General features: G+C 73.8%; 24 protein-coding genes. 13 read left to right on the plus strand and 11 right to left on the minus strand.

All coding sequences use genetic code 11. The features are described 5' to 3' along the window. Window positions 1-72 precede the first annotated feature (72 nt). Together D1781_RS14150 and D1781_RS14155 are read left to right on the plus strand one after the other, a co-directional pair. Window positions 73-783: an RNA polymerase sigma factor gene (locus D1781_RS14150; protein WP_158590109.1), complete on the plus strand. Its 711-nt coding sequence runs from the start codon at window positions 73-75 to the stop codon at window positions 781-783. Window positions 784-849: 66 nt separating this feature from the next. Continuing rightward, window positions 850-2382 (plus strand): glycosyltransferase 87 family protein, encoded by a 1533-nt coding sequence (locus D1781_RS14155; RefSeq protein WP_119482865.1) that lies wholly within the window; start codon window positions 850-852, stop codon window positions 2380-2382. Window positions 2383-2397: 15 nt separating this feature from the next. Here the strand turns inward: D1781_RS14155 and D1781_RS14160 are convergent, their stop codons facing one another. Beyond that, entirely contained in the window at window positions 2398-2814 is a 417-nt protein-coding gene (locus D1781_RS14160; RefSeq protein ID WP_119482866.1) for a VOC family protein, read from the minus strand. 181 nt (window positions 2815-2995) lie between these two features. On the opposite strand from D1781_RS14160, the gene D1781_RS14165 reads away from it, so the two are divergent. Next, a complete protein-coding gene (locus D1781_RS14165) occupies window positions 2996-3448 on the plus strand; it encodes a hypothetical protein (RefSeq protein WP_119482867.1) in 453 nt (150 codons plus the stop codon). A 40-nt stretch (window positions 3449-3488) separates the two neighbouring features. Here the strand turns inward: D1781_RS14165 and D1781_RS14170 are convergent, their stop codons facing one another. The 4 genes from D1781_RS14170 to D1781_RS14190 form a co-directional block, all read right to left on the minus strand. Then, the gene (locus tag D1781_RS14170) at window positions 3489-3908 is read right to left on the minus strand and encodes a GNAT family N-acetyltransferase (RefSeq protein ID WP_119482868.1); all 420 of its coding nucleotides are present in this window, start codon (window positions 3906-3908) and stop codon (window positions 3489-3491) included. Between the two features lie 51 nt (window positions 3909-3959). Continuing rightward, entirely contained in the window at window positions 3960-4376 is a 417-nt protein-coding gene (locus D1781_RS14175) for a hypothetical protein (protein WP_147392109.1), read from the minus strand. A gap of 74 nt (window positions 4377-4450) precedes the next feature. Next, entirely contained in the window at window positions 4451-5497 is a 1047-nt protein-coding gene (locus D1781_RS17625; RefSeq protein WP_158590110.1) for a LacI family DNA-binding transcriptional regulator, read from the minus strand. 89 nt (window positions 5498-5586) lie between these two features. Next, window positions 5587-6171: a TetR/AcrR family transcriptional regulator gene (locus D1781_RS14190; RefSeq protein ID WP_119482871.1), complete on the minus strand. Its 585-nt coding sequence runs from the start codon at window positions 6169-6171 to the stop codon at window positions 5587-5589. A 130-nt stretch (window positions 6172-6301) separates the two neighbouring features. Between D1781_RS14190 and D1781_RS14195 the strand changes: the two genes are divergently transcribed. Beyond that, entirely contained in the window at window positions 6302-7168 is an 867-nt protein-coding gene (locus D1781_RS14195) for a helix-turn-helix domain-containing protein (RefSeq protein WP_233551357.1), read from the plus strand. Between the two features lie 27 nt (window positions 7169-7195). Here the strand turns inward: D1781_RS14195 and D1781_RS14200 are convergent, their stop codons facing one another. After that, the gene (locus D1781_RS14200) at window positions 7196-8737 is read right to left on the minus strand and encodes a CoA-acylating methylmalonate-semialdehyde dehydrogenase (protein ID WP_119483369.1); all 1542 of its coding nucleotides are present in this window, start codon (window positions 8735-8737) and stop codon (window positions 7196-7198) included. Between the two features lie 126 nt (window positions 8738-8863). Continuing rightward, the gene (locus tag D1781_RS14205; protein ID WP_119482873.1) at window positions 8864-9454 is read right to left on the minus strand and encodes a TetR/AcrR family transcriptional regulator; all 591 of its coding nucleotides are present in this window, start codon (window positions 9452-9454) and stop codon (window positions 8864-8866) included. 126 nt (window positions 9455-9580) lie between these two features. Here D1781_RS14205 and D1781_RS14210 point away from each other — a divergent pair, with 126 nt between their 5' ends. The 3 genes from D1781_RS14210 (at window position 9581) to D1781_RS14220 (ending at window position 11987) form a co-directional block, all read left to right on the plus strand. Next, complete coding sequence (locus D1781_RS14210; RefSeq protein WP_119482874.1) at window positions 9581-10156, plus strand: hypothetical protein; 576 nt, start codon at window positions 9581-9583, stop codon at window positions 10154-10156. Then, the gene (locus D1781_RS14215) at window positions 10153-11616 is read left to right on the plus strand and encodes a dihydrolipoyl dehydrogenase family protein (RefSeq protein WP_119482875.1); all 1464 of its coding nucleotides are present in this window, start codon (window positions 10153-10155) and stop codon (window positions 11614-11616) included. The genes D1781_RS14210 and D1781_RS14215 overlap by 4 nt, the downstream gene beginning before the upstream one ends. Window positions 11617-11684: 68 nt before the next feature. Next, a complete protein-coding gene (locus tag D1781_RS14220) occupies window positions 11685-11987 on the plus strand; it encodes an EthD domain-containing protein (protein ID WP_119482876.1) in 303 nt (100 codons plus the stop codon). 84 nt (window positions 11988-12071) lie between these two features. Here the strand turns inward: D1781_RS14220 and D1781_RS14225 are convergent, their stop codons facing one another. Both D1781_RS14225 and D1781_RS14230 read right to left on the minus strand, forming a co-directional pair. Next, window positions 12072-12785, minus strand: a complete 714-nt coding sequence (locus tag D1781_RS14225; RefSeq protein WP_199706613.1) for a TetR/AcrR family transcriptional regulator — start codon at window positions 12783-12785, stop codon at window positions 12072-12074. Continuing rightward, on the minus strand, window positions 12782-14077 hold the full coding sequence (locus D1781_RS14230) for an MFS transporter (protein ID WP_119482877.1): 1296 nt from the start codon (window positions 14075-14077) through the stop codon (window positions 12782-12784). Before D1781_RS14230 ends, D1781_RS14225 begins: the two co-directional genes overlap by 4 nt. Before the next feature lie 100 nt (window positions 14078-14177). On the opposite strand from D1781_RS14230, the gene D1781_RS14235 reads away from it, so the two are divergent. The 3 genes from D1781_RS14235 to D1781_RS14245 are packed head-to-tail and all read left to right on the plus strand — an operon-like array spanning window position 14178 to window position 19061. Further along, window positions 14178-17264 carry an alpha-mannosidase gene (locus D1781_RS14235; RefSeq protein ID WP_119482878.1) on the plus strand — a complete coding sequence of 1029 codons (3087 nt, stop codon included), beginning with the start codon at window positions 14178-14180 and terminating at the stop codon, window positions 17262-17264. A 55-nt stretch (window positions 17265-17319) separates the two neighbouring features. After that, the gene (locus D1781_RS14240; RefSeq protein WP_119482879.1) at window positions 17320-17919 is read left to right on the plus strand and encodes a TetR/AcrR family transcriptional regulator; all 600 of its coding nucleotides are present in this window, start codon (window positions 17320-17322) and stop codon (window positions 17917-17919) included. After that, window positions 17916-19061 (plus strand): SGNH/GDSL hydrolase family protein, encoded by a 1146-nt coding sequence (locus D1781_RS14245; RefSeq protein ID WP_119482880.1) that lies wholly within the window; start codon window positions 17916-17918, stop codon window positions 19059-19061. Before D1781_RS14240 ends, D1781_RS14245 begins: the two co-directional genes overlap by 4 nt. Window positions 19062-19109: 48 nt before the next feature. On the opposite strand, the gene D1781_RS14250 is transcribed toward D1781_RS14245, so the two are convergent. Further along, on the minus strand, window positions 19110-19577 hold the full coding sequence (locus D1781_RS14250) for a MarR family winged helix-turn-helix transcriptional regulator (RefSeq protein WP_199706615.1): 468 nt from the start codon (window positions 19575-19577) through the stop codon (window positions 19110-19112). 139 nt (window positions 19578-19716) lie between these two features. Between D1781_RS14250 and D1781_RS14255 the strand changes: the two genes are divergently transcribed. The 3 genes from D1781_RS14255 (at window position 19717) to D1781_RS14265 (ending at window position 22222) form a co-directional block, all read left to right on the plus strand. Continuing rightward, window positions 19717-20274: a YceI family protein gene (locus D1781_RS14255; protein ID WP_119482881.1), complete on the plus strand. Its 558-nt coding sequence runs from the start codon at window positions 19717-19719 to the stop codon at window positions 20272-20274. Window positions 20275-20383: 109 nt separating this feature from the next. Further along, window positions 20384-21604 (plus strand): MFS transporter, encoded by a 1221-nt coding sequence (locus D1781_RS14260; protein WP_158590111.1) that lies wholly within the window; start codon window positions 20384-20386, stop codon window positions 21602-21604. A 27-nt stretch (window positions 21605-21631) separates the two neighbouring features. Beyond that, complete coding sequence (locus tag D1781_RS14265; protein WP_119482883.1) at window positions 21632-22222, plus strand: TetR family transcriptional regulator; 591 nt, start codon at window positions 21632-21634, stop codon at window positions 22220-22222. A 79-nt stretch (window positions 22223-22301) separates the two neighbouring features. Here D1781_RS14265 and D1781_RS14270 read toward each other — a convergent pair whose 3' ends face one another. Beyond that, the gene (locus D1781_RS14270; protein WP_119482884.1) at window positions 22302-23738 is read right to left on the minus strand and encodes a DUF1996 domain-containing protein; all 1437 of its coding nucleotides are present in this window, start codon (window positions 23736-23738) and stop codon (window positions 22302-22304) included. Window positions 23739-23911 lie beyond the last annotated feature (173 nt).

The following is a 23911-nucleotide window of genomic DNA, read 5'->3' on the forward strand; positions in this document are numbered from 1 at the left end:
GTCGCTGCCGATGCGTTCTGCAGCGCACCGGAGGACGTCCCGGTGCAGCCCCGGTTCGCAGAGGTGGTCCGAGTGTCGATCAGGAGCACCGACGACGGCGTCGACGCCGGGCTGGTCCGCCGAGCCCGCGCCGGTGACGGATCCGCGTTCGCCGAGCTGCTCCGCTGCCACGGCGCCGCGATGCGTCGCGTCGCCCTGCGCTACACGCGGAACGCCGCGGACGCCGACGACGTCGTGCAGGAGGCCGCGATCAAGGTGTGGCGCAACCTCGACGCGCTCCGGGAGCCCGAGAAGGCCCGGGCGTGGATGCTGCAGATCACCGCCAGGGAGGCGCTCGGCCGCGCGACGACCGCGCGCCACGACCACGAGCTGACCGAGGACGCCGCGTCGATCGCGGGTCCGGACCTCGCGGTGGACCGGTTCGACCTGCACGACGGCCTCCGGACCGCGCTCCGCGCCCTCCCCGAGCAGCAGGCCACGGCCTGGCTGCTGCGCGAGGTGCACGACCTCAGCTACCGCGAGATCGCCGACCGCATGGACGCCCCGGAGAGCTCCGTGCGCGGCTGGCTCGTCCTCGCGCGCAAGCGGATCCAGCGGGCCATCGACGAGTGCTGCCCGACGGCCCGGCCCCGCGCCGTCGAGGTCCGGCTCCCCGTCGGCGGCGACCGGCCGCCGGTCGTGCAGCCCGAGGCGACGCCCGTCGCCACCTACCCGCCGGCGCCGACCGCCACCGCGACCGCCTCGGTCGGCCGCCGGTCACGACGGAGCATCGACCGGCGCTGATCGGCGGGACGCCCTCGACCCGCGCGGCGCGATGCCGTTCACTGGGGGCGGCGCGAGGAGGCGACGATGGCGATGGCGCGGCGTCGGGTGCGGGCCGAGCTGGTCGCCGTGCTCGTCGTCTTCGGCGCGGTCCAGGTGCTGCTGCAGCGGGCGCAGGATCGGCTGTGGCGGAACGGGCTCGGGCCGTCCGGCGCCGCCGAGTACCCGCGGCCCGGCGCCGACGTCGTCGCGGGTGCCGCGGACGCGACCACGGTCGTCCTGCTCGGGCTCGCCGCGTGCGCGGTGTTCGGCCTGCTCGTGCTGCGCGCGGGCCGCTACGCCGCGGTCGGAGGCGGACGGCCGGCGGTCGCGGTGCTCGCGCTCCTCGCCGTGGGCTGGTGGCTGGCGTCGCCGACCCTCTCCATCGACGCCTACTCCTACCTGTCCCACGGCCGGCTGGCCGCTTCCGGAGCGAATCCCTACCTGACGGCGTCGGCCGACGTCGCCGGGTCGCCGTACGGCGCGCGGCTCCTCGCGGCCGGGTGGCAGCCGGTGCATCCGCAGTCGCCGTACGGCCCGCTCTGCACGGGCATCGAGCGCCTCGCGGTCGTGCTGTCCGGGGACGACGTCCGCCTCGGCGTCCTGCTGATCGAGCTGCCGCAGCTCGCCGCCGTCCTCGGCACGGCGGCGGTGACCGCCCGCTTCCTCCGCGACGCGGGACCGGAGCGTCGCCTGCGCGGCGTGCTCCTCGTCCTGGCGAACCCGCTCGTGCTCGTCGAGCTGACCGGCGACGGCCACGTCGACGCGCTCATGGCGGCGCTGCTCGTGCTGGCGATCCTCGCCGCGGCGCGGGCGCGCACGGCGCCCGCGATCCTCGCGCTCGCGCTCGCCGTGCTCGTCAAGGTGAACGCGCTGCCCTTCGTGCTCCCGATCGCGGTGGCGCTCGTCGTGCTGCGACGCGGGGTCCGGGAACTCCTCGTCGGCGCGGCCGTCGGCGGCGCGGCGGCGATCGCCGTCGGCGCGGCGCTCGCCGCGCCGTACTGGGCGGGCCCGGCCACCTTCACCGGGCTCGCTGCGAGCGGGACGCCGTCGTTCGGCTGGAACGTCGCCGGGCTCCTCCGGTCGCAGCTCGCGCCGCCGGAGGCGTCCCTGTACTCCCCCGACCAGGCGGCGGGCGGCGTGCTCCTCACGCAGGTCCTCCTGGTGGTCCTGCTCGTCGCCGGGACCGCCGCAGCCAGCCTCCGGGTGCGGACGCCCGCCGACCTCGCGCGTGCGTGCGGCGTGGTCGCCCTGCTGGTCCTGCTCCTCCTGCCGCTCGAGTGGCCGTGGTACGCCGCGCTGCCCGCGGCCGTGCTCCCGCTGGTGCCGTCCCGGGCGCACGCGATCGCGGTGCTGGTGCTCGCCGCGGGCTCCCGGATCGTCGCCCCGATCGGCGATGCCGCGCAGGTGGGGGCCGTCGGGACCGATCTGTTCGAATCCGTGCAGCCCCTGGTCGGCCAGACGCTGCCCGCGCTGATCGGGCTGGCCCTGACGGTCCCCGCACTCGTCCGACGAGGCGGCGTCGGCCCCGGACGAACGGCATCGGACGCGACGCGGGACGAACCGCGAGCGGGCGAATGACGTCGCTGCGCGCCCCTACGAGGCCGACGCGGCGATGTTCACGAGCCAGGTGAAGCCGTACGGGTCGACGAGCATGCCGAAGCCGTCGCCCCACGCCGACGCGGTGAGCGGCTGCAGCACGGTCGACCGCTCCGCGAGCCCGTCCCAGTACCCCTGCAGCTCGGCGCGCTCCTCGCCGCCGAGCGAGATCGCGACGTCGTCGCCCTTCGTGAGCCGCAGCCGCTCGGGGCGGTCCGCGCCCATCAGCACGAGCCCGCTCGCCGTCGTGAGCTTGGCGTGCATCACGAGGTCCTCCTCGCTCGGGTCCTGCGCGGCGCGGTAGTCGCCGAAGGTCGCGACCTCGAGCTCGCCGCCGAGCGCGCCGCGGTAGTACTCCATCGCTTCGCGGGCCTGTCCGCGGAAGTTGAGGTAGGGGTTCAGGACGGTGGGCACGGGTGCTCCTCTCGCTGGTCCGACGCTGGACGCGCCCACTGTGGCACCCGACTCGGACATCGCCCCGGGCGGTGCCTCCCCCTGCAGGAGGAGCCCCAGACCTCGCGGTTCAACGCGGAGGCGGAGCCGCTTCGGTCGAGCGCCCGATCCGCCCGCGGCGGCCGTCCGATGGGATCGACGCATGACGATCCGCGCTCACGCCCTCCTGATCCTCCTGCCCCTCGCTGCCGGTCTCGTGCTCACGACCACCGGGTGCAGCGCCATCGAGAACGCCGTGCACAAGACGCACGAGGAGCGGTTCGCCGACCGCGCGGCGGCCGAGCAGGGCTGGAAGGGCGTCGCCGCTCCGGCCTGGCTGCCCGACGACGCCACCGACATCCGCAACCTCGCCACGAACGACGAGACGAACTCCGTGATCCTGGCCCGCAGCACCGCCCCGCTGCCCGCCGGATGCCGGGAGGCCGACCGGCGGAGCATCCCCTTCGACACCGCCTCCTGGGCGCCGACGCTCGACCGCTTCCCCGACCGCGTCGAGCGCTGCGGCGACTACGAGGTGATGCGGGTCGACGGCGCGTGGCTCGGCTGGTTCACGGCCACCGAGGCGGGGCAGACGCCCGCTCCCGTCGCGGGCTGATCGCTCGACGGTCGCGCGCGTCCGGACCGGGATACGGTGCTCAGCGCATCCGCCACATCCCGGTCCGGTCGGGCGCGACGTCGAGGAAGCCGCGGGACTCGTACAGCCGGCGGCCCGGCGGGTCGGCCGTGAGCGTCACGTACGCGCCCGGCTCCGCCCGCGTGCGGATCTCCTCGAGCAACGCGTCGAGGACGGCGCCGCCGATGCCGCGTCGCTGGTGGCCCGGGAGGGTCGCCATGTCGGCGACGAGGAAGTACCAGCCGCCGTCGCCCACCACGCGCCCCATCGCGACGACCTCGCCGCGCTCGGTCTCCACCCGTCGGAACGCCCAGCTCCCCGCGATCGCCGCCTCGGCCTGCCCCGTCGTCTTCGGCGACAGGCCCGACTCGCGCCGCAGCCGGAGGTAGTCCTCGGGTGCGGGCGCGCCCGGGAGGAGCAGGTAGCCGGCGGCGAGCGTCATGCCGCCAGTGTGGCCGAGGGCGCTCCGACGGCGTCCGGCCCTCCCGCCGCCCTACCCGCCGAGTCCCTCGATCCTGACGACGGCCCGGTCCTCGCGCCCCGACGTCCTGCACGCCGCAGGCGCACGGACGTGCGCCGAGCCGAACGCGATGCCGACCGCGAAGCCCGGCACCGCCACCACCCGGCCCTCGGCGTCGCGCAGCGACAGGTCGTCCCCGGCGGAGTACCCCGCCGGGAACACGAGCCCCGTCGCGCCGGCGAAGAAGCAGACCCGATCGCCGCGCCGGACCGCCCGCACCGTCCGGGACGCACCGACGTCGAAGACGGCAGCCGGATCGGTGCGGACCGCAGCGCTCGTCGAGACCGCGAGCCCGTCGCTCCGCGCAGCGCAGCCCGACAGCGCCGCGAGCAGGGCGCCGATGCCCACCAGCAGGATCGCGAGCCGAGCGCGACCCGCTGCTGCGCTCACCACCACCCCATGCCCACGAGCGTCCGCCCCCTCCGGAGCGCGGCGCGATCGTCCGGTCGTGTGCGCGGCGAGCCTCAGGAGGTCGCGCGGACGATCAGCTCCGGGGTCAGCAGCCGGTCGGTGCGCGGCTCCCGTCCCGTCTCGGCCGCGTCCCGCATCGCCTGGAGCACTGCGGCGCCGAGCGCCGCGAAGTCCTGGGCGACGGTGGTCAGCGGCGGGATCAGGTAGCCGGCCTCGGGGACGTCGTCGAAGCCGACGACGGCGACGCGCTCGGGGACCGCGACCCCGGACGAGTGCAGCGCGGAGAGCACGCCGATCGCCGTCTGGTCGTTGGCGCAGAACACCGCGTCGACGTCGCCGCGGCTCGCCAGCGCGAGCCCCGCGCGGTGTCCCGCCTCGGCCGTCCAGTCCCCCTGCAGCACGATGGCGGGCAGACCGCGCGCCTCCACCTCCCGGCGGTACGCGCGCAGCCGGCGCAGCGCGTCGAGCGACGCGGCCGGGCCCGCGACGTGCGCGATCCGCCGCCGGCCCCGGGCGACGAGGTGCTCGATCGCGGCACGGACGCCGGCGTCCTGGTCCACCGCGACCGCCCGCCGGTCGAGGTCGACCGCGCCCTGCGAGGCGGCGATCAGCGGCACGGCCCGCGGGACCTCGAAGACCCGCCGGGCGACGCCCTCGGTGACGCCGATCAGCGCGATCGCGCGGGCTCCCCGGCGCTGCAGGGCGGCCATCGCCTCGTCGACGTCCGCGACGGCGCCGAGGCGCAGGGTCGCGGCGGTCGTCGTCCACCCGTTCAACGCCGCCGCCGCGTCGATCCCCCGGACCGTGCTCGCCGTCCCGAACTGGTGCGGGTCCTCCGCGACCACGCCGAACGTCGTCGTGTAGCCGCGCACCAGGTCGCGCGCCGCGGCGCTCGGGTGGTAGTCGAGCGCCTTGACCGCCGCCTCCACCTTCGACCGCGTGGTCGCCGTGACCCTCGGGTCGCCGTTCAGCACCCGCGACACCGTCTGGTAGCTCACCCCGGCGTGCTGCGCGACGTGCTTCAGCGTCGGCGGACGGCGGACGGCCTCCCCGGCGCCGACGACGCCGGGCGACGGGCTGCCTTCATCCTCGGGACCCACGGGTCCACCGTGCCGCACCGACCCTGCGATCGCGACCCGGGCGCGGCCCCGGGCCGGCTCCGTCCCCCGGGGACGACGGCCGCGCGGCGCTACCGCGACGGGTCCTCGCGCCGCGCCGCGATGCCGAGGAGGAAGATCCGCCGCTGCTCCTCGGCGAGCTCGGCCCAGCCCTGCACAGCGGTCATGGGCTGCGCGAGCATCGCCCCGAAGCGGACGACCGTGCCAGCGGTCACGTCGCTCCGCACCGAGCCGTCGTCGTGCCCGCGCTCCACGAGGGCCGCGAGCGCGGTGCGGAGCCGCTCGCGCAGCGCGACGGTCTCGGGCCCGTCGAAGGCCGGCGCCCCGTGCAGCGGCAGCACCAGCTCGTCGCGGTGCTCGAACGACCGCCGCAGGAAGCGGCCGATCGCGTCGAGGCCCGTACCGCCCTCGGCGAGCGCGTCCTGCGCCACCTCGATGAGGATGCCGGCCGCGCGCTGCTGCATGGCCTCGAGCAGCGCCTCCCGGTTGGGGAAGCGCCGGTACAGGGTCCCGATGCCGACTCCGGCGTCCGCGGCGATCCGGGCCATGGGCACCGGGCGGCCCTCGCCGAGCCCGGCGCGGACGGCGGCCGCGAGCAGCCGGTCCGCGTTCTGCGCCGCGTCCGCGCGCAGCCGCTTCGGGCCGTCCTCGTCCACGGAGCACGACCGTACCCGCCGGCCCCCGTCGCGCGGCCGACAGGACCGTCGCGGGCCCCGCGGAGACCGGGGTCTCGCAGGGCCCCCGTCGGCACGCGGCAGCGGTGCCGCGCCGACCTACGATCGGCCCGTGGACGACGCATCGAACCCGCTCGGGGCCTATCTCCGCGCCCGGCGCGAGCTGATCACGCCGGAGCAGGCGGGCCTGCGGACCGAGGGCGTCCGACGCGTGCCGGGCCTGCGCCGCGAGGAGGTCGCGATGCTGGCCGGCATCAGCGCGGACTACTACCTGCGGCTCGAACGCGGCCGCGACCGCAACCCCTCCGTGCAGGTGCTCGAGGCGGTCGCCCGGGTCCTGCAGCTCGACGACGAGCACCTCGAGCACCTGGTCACCCTCGTCGCCTACGTGCCGAGGCGGCGACGGCCGCGCCCGCGCAGGGAGACCGTGCCCGCGAGCCTCCTGAGCCTGCTCGACTCGCTCGCGCAGCCCGCCTTCATCGAGGGCCGCTACTTCGACGTGCTCGCCACCAACCGGCTCGCCCGCAGCCTGTCCCCCGGCCTCGCGCCGGGCCGGAACCAGCTGCGCGACCTGTTCCTCGATGCGGAGGAGCAGGCGCGGTACCCGGACTGGCCGGGGATGACGGAGTGCTTCGTCGCGAGCCTCCGGCAGGCGGTCGGCACGGACATCGACGACCCGCGGTTCATCGAGCTCACCGGCGAGCTCGCCCTCGCGAGCCCGCGGTTCCGGCAGCTCTGGGCGCGCCACGAGGTGCGCGCGCAGCAGCGCACGGTCATCCGGTTCGAGCACCCGCAGGTCGGCGCGCTGACGCTGCACCGCGAGCGGATGAGCATCGGCGGCACGAACGGGCTGATGCTCGTCGTGTACCACCCGGAGCAGGGCTCCTCCGAGGCCGACAAGCTCGCGCTGCTCGCCTCGGCCGGTCTGCCGGCGGCCGCGGACGAGCGGGCGCCGCGTCCGAGCCCGGCCGAGGTCTGAGCAGGGCCCGGCGGCCGCGCCGGGCCGTCAGCTCCGGGGGAAGCCGAGGTCGACGCCGCCGTGCGAGGGGTCGAGCCAGCGGGACGTGATCGCCTTCTGCTGCGTGAAGAACTTCACGCCCTCCGCGCCGTGCGCCTTCGTGTCGCCGAACAGCGACTGCCGCCAGCCGCCGAAGGAGAAGGTGGCGACGGGGACCGGGATGGGCACGTTGATCCCGATCATCCCGACCTCGACCTCGTGCTGGAACCGCCGAGCCGCGCCGCCGTCGTTCGTGAAGATCGCGGTCCCGTTGCCGAACGCGCCGGAGTTGATCAGCGCGAGCCCCTCCTCGTAGGAGCCGACCCGAACGACCGACAGCACGGGCCCGAAGATCTCCTCCGTGTACACGCGGGAGGTCGTCGGCACCCGGTCGATGAGGGTCGGCCCGAACCAGAAGCCGTTCGCGTCCCCGTCGACCGCGACGTCGCGCCCGTCGACGACGACCTCCGCGCCGTCCTCGAGCGCGACGTCGACGTAGGAGGCGACCTTGTCGCGGTGCTGCCGGGTGACGAGCGGGCCCATGTCGCACGACCGCCGGCCGTCACCGATCCGCAGCCCGGCGATCCGCTCCCGCACCCGCTCGATGAGCGCGTCCGCCACCGGCTCGACGGCGACGACGACGGAGATCGCCATGCACCGCTCCCCCGCCGAACCGAACCCGGCGTTCACCGCGGAGTCCGCCACCAGGTCCAGGTCCGCGTCGGGCAGCACGAGCATGTGGTTCTTCGCCCCGCCGAGCGCCTGCACCCGCTTGCCGTGCTTCGCCGCGGTCTCGTAGATGTACTGCGCGATCGGGGTCGAGCCGACGAAGGAGATCGACCGCACGTCCGGGTGCATCAGCAGCCCGTCGACCGCGGTCTTGTCGCCGTGCAGCACGTTGAAGACGCCGTCCGGCAGCCCCGCCTCCTTCCACAGCGCGCCGAGCCAGTTCGCCGCCGACGGGTCCTTCTCGCTCGGCTTCAGCACCACCGTGTTGCCCGCCGCGATCGCGATCGGGAAGAACCACATCGGCACCATGGCCGGGAAGTTGAACGGGCTGATGATCCCGACCACGCCGAGCGGATGCCGGATCGAGTAGACGTCGACCCCGGTCGACACCTGCTCCGAGAACTCGCCCTTCAGGTGGTGCGCCAGCCCGGTCGCGAACTCGACGACCTCCTGGCCGCGGCTGATCTCGCCGAGCGCGTCGGACAGCACCTTGCCGTGCTCGCTCGTGATGATCTCGGCGAGCTCGTCCTTCTTCGCCTCGAGCAGCTCGCGGAAGCGGAACAGGATCGACTGGCGACGCGCGAGCGACAGGTCCCGCCACGCCGGGTAGGCCGCGCTCGCCGCGGCCACCGCGCGGTCCACGTCGGCCTGGTCCGCGAGCCCCACGCGCTTCGTGACCACGCCGAGCGCGGGGTCGAACACGTCGCCCGTCCGACCCGATGCCGACGGGACGGGCTCGCCGCCGATCCAGTGCTGTACGAGACCGACCTCCTCCGGGTCGAGGACGGCGGGACGCTCGTCGGAGGTGCTGGTCGTCGTCATCGCGGGCTCCTTGCCGTGCCGGGTCGGACTCGTCCGGTCGAGGCCGCCGCCGACCCGCGGACGGTTCTCCTCGGATCCGAACACTAGGGGCGACCGGCGGATCGTGCACGACGGTCCGGGCCGGGCTCAGCCGCCGACCGCGGAGGCGGCACCGGCCGCGGTCAGCGCACGACTGCTCCGCAGGAACGAGGCGGCGAGCGCGCCCCGATGGTCGAGGTACCCGCTGACCATCACCCCGTCGCGCAGCAGCATCAGGGCGGCTGCGACGCCCTCGGGATCGGCGAGCCCGAGCGGACCGATCATCTCCTCGAACAACCGCCGGCACCGATCCCGGTGCTCCTCGACGGCGCGGCGCACGCCGCTGCCCGCGTCGGGGTACTCGGCCGCCGCGTTGATGAAGGCGCAGCCGCGGAAGCCGGTGGCGCACGCGGCGGTCTCGAGCTGCTCGGCGAGCAGCTCGAGCGCCCGGTGGGGATCACCGCCCGCGGCGTCGATCGCCATGCGCATGCCGGCCCGCTCGGCCTCGGCGAGGATCCGGAGGTAGGCGACGACCAGGTCGTCCTTGCTCCTGAAGTGCCGATAGAACGACACCTTCGTGGTCCTCGCGTGCTCGACGATGCGCTCCACGCCCACGGCGCGGAGCCCCTCGGCGTAGAAGAGCGCCGTCGCCGCCGCGAGCAGCCGCCGTCGGACCTCGCTCGCACCCCGCTCCGCCACAGCGCCTCCCCTCCTGCTCCGGCTGCCTCACCGCTCCGGTTGCGATGAATAGTTCCACACGGTACTTTTCTTGTGAAGTGACCGGTCGTTTTACCGGCGCACACCACCAGTCGAAGGAATGCGGACGTGACGACGATCGACCTCCAACCCACCGCCGGGGCGCTGCGCCGGCTCTACCTCACCCGGTTCGCCTTCGCCGTCGTGTGGGCGGTCCTGCTCGTGGCGAGCACGGCCGCGCTCAGCACCGGGAACGCGCTCGGCCCCCTGACGATCGCGCTCGTCGTCCTCTACCCGCTGTTCGATCTCGCGGCCGCGATCATCGACCGTCGGTCCACACGGAACGAGCGTCCTTCGGCGCTCCTGGTCGTCAACATGGCGCTCAGCCTCGCGACGGCGGTCGGGCTCGTCCTCGTCCTCGTCGGCGGCGCGGGTCCGAGCGGGGTGCTGCTCGTCTGGGGCCTGTGGGCCGTCACCGCCGGGCTGGTCCAGCTCGCCGTCGGCATCGGCCGCCGGCGCATGGGCGGCCAGTGGGCGATGATCCTGTCAGGCGGCATCTCGGTGCTCGCCGGAGCGGGCTTCGTCGCCTCGAGCCGAGCGGGCACCTCCGTGACCGGCATCGCCGGGTACGCCGTCCTCGGCGGTGTGTTCTTCCTCGTCTCCGCGCTGCGGCTCGGCCGCGCCGCGAAGGGCGCGACCCGATGAGCGCGCAGGAGTTCGACGTCGTCGTCATCGGCGCCGGCCCCGTCGGCGAGAACGTCGCGGACCGCGTCAACCAGGGCGGGCTGTCCGTGGCCGTCGTCGAGGCGGAGCTGGTCGGCGGGGAGTGCTCGTACTGGGCCTGCATCCCGACGAAGGCCCTGCTGCGCGACGCCGCAGCGCTTCGCGCCGTTCGACACCTGCCGGGCGCCCGCGCCGCCGTCACGGGCGACCTCGACGTCGCCGCCGTCCTGCGGCGCCGCGACCGGTTCGCGGACGGGTTCGCGGACGACGGCCAGGTCGACTGGCTGACCGCCGTCGGCATCACGCTGGTCCGCGGCCACGGGCGCCTCAGCGGCCGGCGCGCCGTGACGGTGACCGGCCCTGACGGCGGGACGGTGCAGCTCGCCGCCCGGCACGCCGTGGTGCTCGCGACGGGAACGAGCGCGGCCGTGCCCCCGATCCCGGGCCTCGCCGACGCTCGCCCCTGGACCAGCCGTGACGCGGCCTCGTCGTCCACCGTCCCGGACCGCCTCGCGATCATCGGCGGCGGCGTCGTCGGCACGGAGATGGCGACGGCGTACCGGGCGCTCGGCGCGGCGGTCACGCTGATCGCCCGCGACGGCGTGCTCCCCGCCGTCGAGCCGTACGCCTCGTCACTCGTCGTCGATTCGCTGCGCGCCGCCGGCGTCGAGGTGCTGATCGGGGCGAGCCCGACGGCCGTCGAGCGGGACGCGACCGGCACGGTCCGCATCACGCTCGCCGACGGAGCGTCGGTCGAGGCGGACGAGGTCCTGGCAGCGACCGGCCGAGCGCCGAAGACCACCGACCTCGGCCTGGAGCAGGTCGGCCTCGTGCCGGGCGACTGGCTGACCGTCGACGACACCCTGCGGGTCGTCGACGGCAGCGGAGCGCTGCTCGACGGGGGCTGGATGTACGCAGCCGGAGACGTGAACCGGCGGGTGCTGCTGACCCACCAGGGCAAGTACCAGGCCCGAGCGGTCGGCGACCTGATCGTCGCGCGGGCGAAGGACGAGCCGGTGGACACGGCGCCGTGGGGCCGGCACGTGCCGACCGCGGACGACCATGCGGTCCCCCAGGTCGTCTTCTCCGAGCCGGAGATCGCGTCCGTCGGTCTCACCCTGCGTGCCGCCGAGGCCGCTGGACGACGCGTGCGATCGGTCGAGTACGACCTCGGCGCCGTCTCGGGCGCGGCGCTGCAGGCCGACGACTACCGCGGTCGGGCCGGGATGGTGATCGACGAGGACACGAGCACCGTCGTCGGCTTCACCGCCGTCGGCCCCGACGTCGCCGAGCTGCTGCAGGCCGCGACCATCGCCGTCGTCGGCCAGGTCCCGCTGCACCGGCTGTGGCACGCGGTCCCCGCGTTCCCGACCGTGAGCGAGGTCTGGTTGCGGCTGCTCGAGACGGCGGGCCGGGACACCGCGGATCGACGACCCGCCTGAACGACGACTCCCCCGGCTGCAGCCGTTGCCGGACCATCCCGAAGAACACGAAGAGCGAGGAGAGGGCGATGCCCACCAGGATCACGATCATCATCGACGACCCGACGGACCCGGAAGCGTTCGAGGCGGTGTACCGGAAGGTGCGCGACGCCGCCGCGACGTTCCCGAAGCTGGAGCGCCTCGAGTCGGCGAAGGTCTGGCCGAAGGAGGACGGGACCCCGACACCCGCCTACCGGACGCTCGACCTCTGGTTCGCGAGCTACGAGGACGCCAGCGCGGCGACCGCGACGCCCGTCGCCGCCGAGGTCTTCGGCGGCCTCCTCCAGAGCGGGACGACCATCACCGGCCTGTTCTCGGACATCGAGCAGTAGCGACCGTCAGCCACACGGGGCGCCTCGGCCGCAGCATCGCGCTGCGACCGAGGCGCTCTGCCGTCGGTGCCGTCGCTCGGACGATCAGGCCGCCGGAGGCGCCAGCAGGTCCTCCAGCAGCGTCATGCCGTCGTACATGTCGATCTCGGGGTCGAGCAGCCACTGGGTGGAGAGCCCGTCGAGCGCCGCGATGAGCAGCTTGGCGGCGACGTCGAGCGAGATGTCGTCTCGCACGGTGCCCGCCTCGCGCGCCGTCTGCAGGACCAGGCGGGCGTCCCGCCGGATGCGGTCGTACCGTTCCCGGAAGTACTCCCGCGAGTGCTCGTTGCGAGGCTCGAGCGCCATCGCCACGAGGCTCTGCCGGAGCGCCATCAGGCCGGGGGCGCGACGCGCGTACTGCGCCGCGAGGGCGGCGAACCCCGTGACGCCGACGCCGGTCTCGTGCGCCTCGACGATCGACAGCCGGTCCTTCTCCTCCAGCACCGCGAGGAAGAGCTCCTCCCGGGTGTCGAAGTACCGGCGGAGCGCCGCGTGGCTGACGCCGATCGCCTCGCCGATCGCCCGGAGCGACGTCCCTTCCAGGCCCAGCTCGGTGAAGACCTCGATGGTGCGGTCGAGGATCTGCTGCCGCCGCATGACCCCCTTGGCGTACCGCCCGCGCGTGCCCGTCCCCGAGATGGCGGACACCTTCGCCCCGGCCTCGTCCATCGGCGCCGCCTCCCGTCCGCACTCGACCGCCGCGACGACGGTACCGGGCCCGGGGCGGCGCCGGTCGGAGATCGACGCCGGACGGGTCACCGCACCTTCTTGACCCGGGTCACGCTGAGCGCTCCGACGACGCCGGCGACGGCGCCGCCGATGAAGAGCCCCGGGTAGCCGAATGCGGCGATGACGCCGGGCGCCGCGACCGGGAGCAACGACTGCGGCAGCGACTGGGCGAGGTTGGCCACGCCCAGGTCCTTCGCGGCGGTCTCGTCGCTCGGCAGGACGTCGGCGATGAGGGCCAGCTCCACCGCGAAGAACGCGCCGGCGCCCGCGCCGAGGATCAGCTCGCCGACCAGCACGGCGGGGATGGAGGTCGCGAGGGCGATCACGAGGAGGCCGACGGCCGCGACCACGGAGGAGATGATCACGAACAGCTTGCGCCGGCGCAGCCGGTCGGACAGCCAGCCGAGCACCGGCGTGATCAGGAGGATGCCCACCGCGTTCGCGAGGATCGCTTCGAAGACCAGCGTCGGCGCCTGCGCGTCCGAGACGTGGAACACGGAGATCAGGAAGTACGTCAGATAGCTGGTGGCCGTGAACTGCGCCGTGGTCATGAAGAACCGCGTCAGCCACGCCCAGCCCAGGTCGGGGTTCTTGCGCGGGTTGAAGACGAACGAGCCGAGCAGCGCCTTCAGGCCGAACGGCTCCGTCCGGCGCTCGGCGAGCACGCGGTCCCGGATGGGCGCGACGGCCGCGATCATGAGGACCAGCCCGATGAGGCTGGGGACGAGGTACTGCACGAGACCCGCCGGGAACAGCTGCACGAAGAAGGTGGCGAGCACCCCGCCGAGGTTCTGGGCGAGACTGATGAACGACGCCGTGCGGCCGCGTCGTTCGGGCGCGATCTGGTCGGGCAGCAGGGCGATGAGCGCAGCGAGCGCGAAGTTCATGCCCACCTGCGCGATCGCCCAGCCGAGCAGGACGACCGGCGCGCTCGGCGCGAAGGCGATCACCACGATCCCGACGTAACCGATCGCGGCCCCCGAGAACACCCAGGGCTTGCGCATGCCGATCCGGCTGGTGGTGCGGTCCGAGAACCGACCGGCCAACGGGTTGGCGACCAGGGAGAACAGGGCTCCGACGCCGAGGACCAGGCTCAGGTTGCCCGCGGCGGTGCCGGGGTCGATCTCGCGCAGTCGCAGTGCGATGACCACGACCAGGGGCGGGATGAGGGCGATGGACCATCCGAGGATGGCGATCGGGATGGCGAACGCCGCGTAGCGCGAGCGTCCGGGCCGGCTCGCGGAGGCAGGCCCCGCTGCGACCGGCGGGATCACCGTCGGGCCCGATGCGACGGGCACGGGGAGGGGGTTCGACTCGTCCACGTTGACTTCTCTCAGGGAGGGGCCGGTGCTGGTTCCGACCGAGCAGGTGTCACCGTAGCACCGAATAGTTCCAGGTGGAGCTTTCTGTTACGGTGCCGCCATGACCGACATCGGCGTCCAGATCGAGCAGCGCGTCGCGAACCTCGTCCGCGAGCACCTCACGCCCGCGCTCTTCGCACGGACCCTCCCGCTCGGCGTGACCGCATGGGAGGTGCCGGACGAGCCGGTGCCGTTCCCGGAGGCGGTCGCGCAGGAGTTCACGCCCTTCGCCGTCGGCTCGCCGTGGGGCAGGCCGTGGGGAACGACGTGGTTCCGCATCACGGGCTCCGTGCCCCCGGGCTGGGGCCGCGAGGGGACGGTCGTCCAGCTGTTCGTCGACCTCGGGTTCTCGAGCCTCATGCCCGCGTTCCAGGCGGAGGGCCTCTTCTTCCGTCCCGACGGCACGATCGTGAAGGGCGTCGAGCCCTTCAACCACGTCGTGGAGGTCGTGGGCGACTCGGTGGACCTCTACGTCGAGGCGGCGTCGAACCCGAACATGCTCGAGCACTTCTTCCTGTCCGCCGCTGCCGGCGCTGGCGGCGGCATGGTGGCGGCGCTCCCCGGCGCGTTCATGCCGCCGCCGAGCGGGCACCACGCTCGACTGGGTCGCAAGTCGACCGCCGGCGACGCCCCCGTCTACGTGCTGCGCAGCGTCGCGCTGATCGAGCGCGACCTCGCCGTGGACGCCCTGCTCGCGGACATCACGGCGCTCACAGGCCTCGTCGGACAGCTCGACGCGTCCTCGCCGCGTCGCGCCGAGCTCCTCGCCGCGCTCGAGCGGATGTGCGACGCGGTCGACCCGCAGGACGTGCCGGGCACGGTGGGGGCAGCCCGGGCCGCGCTGCAGCGCGTCCTCGCGTCGCCGGCGAACGCGAGCGCGCACTCGATCGTCGCGGTCGGCCACGCGCACCTCGACTCCGCCTGGCTCTGGCCCACCCGGGAGACCGTGCGCAAGACGGCGCGGACCTTCTCCAACGTGCTCGACCTGATGGATGCGGATCCGGAGTTCGTCTTCGCCGCGTCCAGCGCGCAGCAGTACGCGTGGGTCCAGGAGTTCTACCCCGACCTGTTCGACCGGATCCGGCAGCGGGCGGCCGAGGGGCGGTTCGTGCCCGTCGGCGGCATGTGGGTCGAGAGCGACGTGAACATGCCGGGCGGCGAAGCGCTGGTGCGGCAGTTCCTCGTCGGCCAGTCCTTCTTCAAGCGGGAGCTCGGCGTGCTCGCCCGCCAGGCGTGGCTGCCGGACTCGTTCGGGTTCACGCCCGCTCTGCCGCAGATCGCGCTCGGCGCGGGCACGGACAGCTTCCTGACCCAGAAGATGTCCTGGAACGACACGAACCGCATGCCCCACCACACCTTCTGGTGGGAGGGGCTCGACGGCAGCCGCATCTTCACGCACTTCCCGCCGAACGACACCTACGGATCGGACCTCGGCGCCGCCGACCTGGCGAAGGCGCAGCGGCAGTACGCCGAGAAGGGCGCCTCGAACGTGTCGATGACGCTGTTCGGCTGGTACGACGGCGGCGGCGGACCCACGCGCGACATGCTCGCGGCGGCGCGGAGGACCCGCGACCTCGAAGGCTCGCCGACAGTCGCCCTCGGCTCCCCCGCCGCCTTCTTCGCGGAGGCGAAGGCGACGCTGGAACGACCCGCGGTGTGGACGGGCGAGATGTACCTCGAGACCCATCGGGGCACGTACACCTCGCAGGCCCGGACCAAGCGCGGCAACCGCCGCAGCGAGCACCTCCTGCGCGAGGCCGAGCTCTGGAGCGCCACGGCGAGCGCTCGCAGCCTGATCGACTACCCGTACGACCGGCTCGACGCGATCTGGCGCACGGTCCTGCTCCAGCAGTTCCACGACATCCTGCCCGGCTCGGCGATCGGCTGGGTGCACGACGAAGCGGAGGCGCACTACCGGCGCATCGGCGACGAGCTCGAGTCGATGATCGACGTCGCGCTCCGCGCACTGGCCGGGCAGGGCAGGACGCCGCTGCAGTTCAACGCCGCGCCCGTCCCGCTCGACGGCGCCGCGCCGCTCGGCGCGACCGTCCTCGGAGCGGACGTCGCACCCGCCGCGGCAGCTCGTCCCGTCGCCGTGCCGGGCGGATTCCGGCTCGCCAACGACCGGCTCGCGGCCGGCTTCGACCCGGCCGGCCGCCTCGTGTCCCTGGTCGACCTGCCGTCCGGGCGCGACCTCGTCCCGCCAGGGACCGCCGCGGCCGTGCTGCAGGTGTTCCGGGACCGCCCGAACCTCTTCGAAGCCTGGGACATCGACCGCTCCTACGCGAACACCGTGATCGAGCTCGTCTCGCCGGACTCGGTCGAGATCGTCGGCGACGCGCTGACCGTCACCCACTCCTCCGGGTCGTCCCGCTTCGTGCAGCGGTACCGGCTGGGCGTCGACGCGCGGGACCTGCTGATCGAGACCGAGGTCGACTGGCACGAGGAGGAGAAGCTGCTGAAGCTGGCCTTCCCGCTCGACGTCCGGGCGGACGCGGCATCCTCCGAGATCCAGTTCGGGCACGTCTCCCGGCCGACCTTCACCAACACCTCCTGGGACGAGGCGCGCTTCGAGACGGTCGCGCACCGCTGGATCCACGTCGGCGAGCCGGGATTCGGCGCGGTCGTGGCGAACTCCGCGACCTACGGGCACGACGTCACGCGATGGACCCGCCCGGACGGCGGCACCACGACGCAGGTCCGCGAGTCGCTGCTGCGCGCCCCCAAGTTCCCGGACCCGGAGGCGGACCAGGGGCTGCACGTCTTCCAGACGAGCCTCGGCACCGGCGCCACCGTGCTGGACGCGGCGACTGCGGGGTACCGGCTCAACCTGCCTCTTCGCACCGTGCTCGGCGACCCCGCGACCGCGGGCCGGCCGCTGGTGACCGTGTCCGCGCCGTCGGTCCTCGTCGAATCGGTCAAGCTCGCGGAGGACCGGTCGGGCGACCTCGTGGTGCGGCTCTACGAGGCGTCGGGCACGCGGACCGGGGCGACGATCGGCATCGGCGCCCCGTACTCGAGCGCCTGGCTGACGGACCTCCTCGAGGAGGACCTCCAGCAGCAGACGTGGCGACCCGGGGACGAGATCCGCCTCGAGCTCCGGCCGTTCCAGATCGCGACCGTCCGGGTGCGCGTCGTCCGCGACTGAGAGTGCGATCCGCCTATGACCCGTAGGTGAGACCTATGGGTCATAGGATGGACGCATGGCCGGTCGTCTGTCCGAAGGAGATCTCGAGCGCGCCGCAGAGGCGATCGCCGACGAGCAGGGGCTCGACGGCGTGACCATGAGCTCCGTCGCGACCCGGCTCGGGGTGCGCCCGCCGAGCCTGTACGGCCACGTCGCGGACCGCGGCGGCCTGCTCGATCGACTCTCCGCGCACGCCCTCGAGCGGCTCGCCGACGACCTGTCCGTCGCGGTCGCCGGCCGCTCGGGCCCTGCCGCCCTGCGCGCGTTCGCCGACACGCACCGGACGTTCGCGCGGCGATCGCCCGGCCTCTGGGCCGCGCTGCACCGCCCGGTGCCTCCGGGCAGCCCGGGGGTCGCGGCCGGACGGCGGATCTCGACGCTGACGGCCGCGATCCTCCGGGCGTACCCGATCCCGGACGACGACCTCGTGCACGCGATCCGGCTGCTGGGCGCCGCCGTGAACGGCTGGATCGCCCTCGAGCGCTCGGGGGGCTTCGCGCACAGCGCTCCCGATGCCGACGCGTCGTGGACGCGGGCGCTGCAGGCCCTCGACGCGCTCTTCGACGCCTGGCCGACCACCGCCTCGTCCCCGCTCACGAAGGAGACCTCCCGATGATCCACGCCACCGACCTCCGCCCCTTCCTCTCCGAGGTCGCCGAGGTGGAGCGCACGCCCCGCGGGCAGCGACCGCACCGCCTCCCCGCCCCGATCCGTCGGCGGTTCCCGGACCCGCAGCTGCTCGCGATGGAGGCGCAGCCCTCCGGCGTACGCCTGACCTTCCGGACGACGGCGACGCGCGTGGCGCTCACCGTGATCGCGAGCCGCCTCGGCTTCGCCGGGATCGACCGCCCGCGCGGTCGGATCGATCTCACCGTCGACGACGTATTCGCCGGGTCGTCGGTGCTCACCGGGGGCGACCTCACGGAGACCGATCTGCGCACCGGCTCGACGACGGTCCGCCCGGGCGACGCGCACCGGGCCGCCTTCGAGGACCTGCCCGCACGGGACAAGACCGTCGAGCTCTGGCTCCCGCACAACGAGTCCGTCGAGCTCGTGCGGCTCCAGGCGGACGCCGAGCTGCGCCCCGTCCACGACGACCGCCCGCTCTGGCTCCACCACGGCAGCTCGATCAGCCACGGCTCGAACGCGGTCGGGCCGACCGCGATCTGGCCCGCGGTCGCCTCCCGAGCAGCGGGCCACCGCCTCCGCAACCTCGGCTTCGGCGGGAGCGCGCTGCTCGACCCCTTCGTCGCCCGCACCATGCGCGACCTGCCGGCGGACGTCATCAGCCTCAAGGTCGGGATCAACATCGTGAACCTCGACGTGATGCGCCGGCGGGCGTTCACCGCGGCGCTCCACGGCTTCCTGGACACCATCCGGGACGGGCACCCGTCCACCCCGCTGCTCGTCGTCACGCCGATCTTCTGCGGGATCCACGAGGACACCCCCGGACCCGGCGCGATCGACCCCGCGAGCCTCCAGACCGGCGCCGCCCGGTTCATCGCCACGGGCGCGCCCGGCGACACCGCGCTCGGGCGCCTCACGCTGCGGGTCGTGCGAGAGGCGATCGGCGAGGTGCTCGAGCACCGCGACGATCCGGCGCTGCACCTGGTCGACGGCCTGCGCCTCTACGGGCGGGAGGACGCCGAGCGCATCCCGTTGCCCGACGGGCTCCATCCCGACACGGACGGCCACGCGCTCATCGGCGGCCGGTTCGCTCCCCGGCTCCGCGAGCACGGTCGCACCCGCGCGAACTGACCGGGCCTCGCCGCACCGGATCCGGGCGCGGTGAGCCGGTCAGCCGGCTCACCGCGCCCGGAGGTGCTCGCTCAGCGCGGCCGAGACCTCGTGCGCCTGCGCGAGCCCTTCCGGCGTCAGCGCGTCGACGAAGAGCTCTCGGATGAGGCCGAAGTGCGCCGCCGAGGCCTGCCGGAAGACCCGCAGCCCCTCGGCGCTGAGCACGACCTCCGCTCCCCGGTCGTCCGTCGCGCAGTCCTCGCGCCGGATCAGCCCGCGCCGCTCCATCCGCGGCAGGTGGTGGGAGAGCCGGCTGCGCTCCCAGTGCGCCGCGTCCGCGAGCGCCGACGAGCGCAGACGTCGCCCCTCCGCCTCCGACAGCGCGAGCAGCACCGCGTAGTCCCCGCTCGAGATGCCCGTCCGGCGCTGCATCGCGCCCGCCATCGCCGACCGGATCCGCTCACCCGTCTCGACGTACTCGCGCCACACCCGCAGCTCGTCCGCGGTGGGCGTGCCGCGTCGCCGCTCGATCTCCACCGGGTCTCCTCGTCCGTCGTCGCCGAGCCCAGCGTAGGGAATATCGCGAAGTCATTGACGCTTCAACGACCTCGGACGCGTGATTGACGCGTCAATCAACAGACGCGACCGCGTCCCCACCGCCATCAGGAGCAGGACCATGACCATCACCGCAGCGCACGTCGCCGGCTATCGCACCGGCACCTGGAAGCTCGACCCCGCCCATTCGGAGATCGCGTTCTCCGTGCGGCACCTGGCGATCAGCAAGGTCAAGGGCGTCTTCGAGCAGTTCGACGTCACGGTCGTGGCCCCGGAGGATCCCGCCGACGCGACGGTCGAGGCGACGATCGAGATCGCCTCCGTCAACACGAAGCAGGCGCAGCGCGACCAGCACCTCCGCACCAGCGACTTCTTCGCCGCGGACGAGCACCCGCAGATGCGCTTCCGCTCCACCGCGCTGCACGCCGAGGAGGACGGCGACTTCGTGCTCGACGGCGAGCTCACCCTGCGCGGCGTGACCAGGCCGGTCTCCCTGAAGGGCGAGTTCGGCGGGATCGTGACGGACGGCTACGGCCAGACGAAGGCGGGCGTCGAGGCGAAGACGAAGATCGACCGCCACGACTTCGGCGTGAGCTGGAACGCGGCCATCGAGGCCGGCGGCATGACGCTCGGCGACGAGGTCACCATCACCTTCGACCTGCAGTTCGTCCTGAGCTGACCCACGACACGGCTGCTCCGCCCGGCTCGGTCGAGCCGGGCGGAGCAGCGTGACGCCGCAGCGGACGACGAGGCATCAAAACTGACCGGTCAGTAATATCGTGGTCCTCGTGACCAGCACCTCGACCCGCCCCTGGGGACCGTCCCTCGCCGTCCTCTCGGTCGTCACCGCGATCGCGGTGAGCACCATCTACCTCCCGCAGCCCCTGCTCACCGAGTTCATCGGGCAGCTGGGCACGACGACCGCGGCGGCGAGCGGCATCGCCACGGCCGTGCAGCTGGGCTACGCGCTCGGCATCTTCCTGCTGGTCCCGCTCGCCGACCACGTGCAGCCCCGGGCGCAGATCAGCCTCCAGATGCTGCTGCTCGCGGCCGGCCTCGTCGTCACCGCGGCGCTCCCGGGCGCCGGCTCCGTGGCGGCCGGGTTCTTCGCGGTCGGCTTCGTCGCGAACATCGCGCAGCTGATCATCCCGACCGCGTCCCGGATCGCGCCCGCCGAGGCGAAGCAGGCCACGACCTCGGCGCTCGTGGGGTCGCTGCTCATCGGCATCTTCGGCGGCCGGATCGTCGCGGGCCTCCTGGGCGGGGTCGTCGGGTGGCGCGGCGTCCTGATCGTCTTCGCGGTCCTGGTGCTGCTCTGCGTGCCGCTCGTGCGCCGGGCCGTGCCGAAGGACCTGACGACGGCCGAGCGCGTCGGCTACCACCGGATCCTGCTCCGAACCGTCCGACGCGTCGGCACGAGCCGCGTCCTCCGCGAGAGCGCCGTCATCCAGCTCTTCGGCTTCGCCGCCTTCAACGCCGTGTGGACGGTGATGGTGCTCCACCTCACGCGGACGCTCGGCTGGGGCGTCGCGGCCGCCGGCCTCTTCGGGCTCGTCGGTCTCGCCGCCGGCGTCGTCGTGCTCCTCGGGGCGCCGGCCGTGCAGCGGCTCGGCAGCACCCGGACGGTCACCGCGTCGATCGTCGTGCTCCTGCTGGCGCTGGTGGCCGTCTCGGCCGACGCCGACGCGATCTGGCTGTTCGCGCCCACCGTGTTCGTGCTGACCTGGGCGAACCAGCTGCTGCAGTCCGCCAACCAGGGCCGGGTGCTGCAGGCGAACGCGGACGGAGGGGCCCAGGCGAACACCGTGTTCATGACGGCGGTCTTCCTCGGCGGGTCGCTCGGCGCCGCGCTCGGCCCGATCGCCTTCGAGCGCGGCGGGATGCCGGCCGTCGCGCTCCTCGGCACCGGCCTGGTCGCCGTCGCGGGCGTCGTGTGGGCGGTGTCGTCGATCGCCTCCCGCCGCCGCGAGGCCCGCCCGTCGGCGACCTCGTTCGGCGAGGCCGTCTGAGACGCTGCTGCGGACGAGGGGGAACAGGTGACCAGGTACGACCGAGCGGAGACGACGGCGCGGATCTTCCGCGCGGCGGTGCAGGAGTTCGCCGAGCACGGCATCGCGGGGGCCCGCGTCGATCGGATCGCGGCCGACGCCGACGCCGGCAAGGCGCTGATCTACACCTACTTCGGCGACAAGGAGGCGCTCTTCGCCGCAGTGCTCCGGTCCCGGATGACCGAGCTGGCGGAGGCGGTCGTGCTGCGACCGGACCGGGTGGGCGAGTTCGTCGGCGACCTGTTCGACTTCATGACGGCGAACCCCGACGTGCTGCGCCTGGTGTCGCAGGAGGCCCTGCACCTCCCGCCCGACGCCGTGCCGGACTTCGCCGAACGCCGGGACCACTACGCCGGGAAGACGCGCGCGGTGGCGGAGGCGCAGGCCGCCGGGCTCGTCGACCCCGCGCTCGAGCCGTCCTTCGTCGTGCTGTCGCTCATGGGCCTGGTCAGCTGGTTCGTGGCCGCGCCGCAGATCACGCGCCTGGTCCTCGACGAGCCCGACGGCGCCGACCTCCGGCGCCGCTACCGGCAGCACCTCGTCGAGGTCGCCCGGCGCATGCTCACGCCCGGAGGCTGAGCCTCCGCTCCGGACCGGCGCGGATGCGCCGGCCGGAGCGGAGGCCAGGTCAGGTCAGGTCAGGTCAGGTCAGGTCAGGTCAGAACCCTCCCGCGGCGTTGCACTTCACGCCCTGGTCGAGGCAGTCGCGCACCCGCTGCGCGAGCGCGTCGTCGTCCCACGCGTTGAAGAAGTCCGCGTGCATCGAGAACGTCGTGCCCGACGCGAGGCTGATGTGCTGCACGTCCATGCCGGCCGGGTAGTCGATCACCAGCGACACGTTCGGGATGGGCACCGGGAACGCGGCGGGGCACTTCCCGGCGACGACCTCGGCCACGTGCGACTTGTGGTCGGGGCTGTCGAGGTGCTTCCCGTCCCAGCAGTCCGCGAACACGACCTGGCGCACGATGTGCGCCGTCTTCGCGCAGATCGGCATCGTGCCGTCGGCGGAGCGCCCGATCGACCCGCCGATCCCGGCGCAGAAGAAGTGGTTCCCCTGGTGGTCGGGGGTGTCGGTCTGCGTCATCGCGTTGCCCGTCAGCTCCTTGAAGCCGGCGGGGAAGGGCTGCGTGCGGCTCGGGTCCTTCAGGCGCGAGCCGTAGTACACGGTCACCTGCGTCGGGTCCTGCTGCACGCCGTTCGCGTACAGGGTCGGCACCCAGTACGCGGACTCGTCCTGCTGGGGCGTGCAGTTCGTGGTCGCGGCTCGCAGCGACCCGAGGGTCGACGACGCGTTCGTCGAGTCGTTGCCGAAGAACGTGTGGTGGTGGGACGCGCCGGGCATGCCCGGGAAGACGATCGGGTCGTCCTTCGCGAAGTGGCTGACCGTGCAGGTGGCGTGGAACTCCGGGACCTTCACGGGGTTCCCGGTGATCTTCGCCGGCGTGCGGGCGAAGAACGCCTTCGTCGCCGCGGCCTGCTTCGCCGGGTCGACGGGCACCCACTCCCCCTTGGGCGGCGCGATCATGCCGCCACCGGCCGGCATGGACATCGACGGCGAGCTCGACGGCATCGGCATGGAGGACGGCATCGAGTCCGAGGCGCCGACCGAGAACCAGTTCAGGTTGACGAAGTCGCCCTTCGTCGGGCTGGCGAAGACGACGGCGATCGTGTGCTTCCCGGCCGGCGCGCCGGTGGTCATCGCCTCGGCCGTGACCCAGCGCTGCCATCCGCCGGTGCCGCGCGACGGCACGCTCGCGAGCAGCGGGCCGGTCGGCGAGTCGAGATGCAGCTCCACCGCTCCGGTGTGCGAGGTGGCCGACGCGATCCGGGCCTCGACGTCGAGCATGCCGCCCGCGCCGAGGTCGACGCCCTGGTACTGCGCCCAGTCGCCGGACTCGAGCCAGCCGAGGTTGCTCCCTCCTCCCGTGTCCGAGGTCGGTTGTGTTCGGACGCCGTGCTGGGCGCTGTACGACTCCGCCTGCACGGTCCCGGCGGGGGCCGCGGACGCGGCCTGCGCCGAGACGGCTGCGCCCGCCGCGATCAGCGGGAGCGCGGCGAGGGTGGCGATGACGGTCCGCTTCGGCGTGCGACGCATCGTGGTGCTCCTTCCGGCGGCCTGGCGGGCCGCTCGTTCGGGTGGAGGGCGAGTGCCCGGGTGCGACCCAACCGGTCTCGGTGGGACGTGCGGCGATCGGCGTCGTCGTGTCGCCGTGCAGTCGGGAAAGCTCCCTCTGCGCGGAAGTCGGTTGACACGATCGGCGCGTCGCG

Origin of the sequence: Amnibacterium setariae (genome assembly GCF_003581425.1) — a bacterium.
GTDB lineage: Bacteria > Actinomycetota > Actinomycetes > Actinomycetales > Microbacteriaceae > Amnibacterium > Amnibacterium setariae.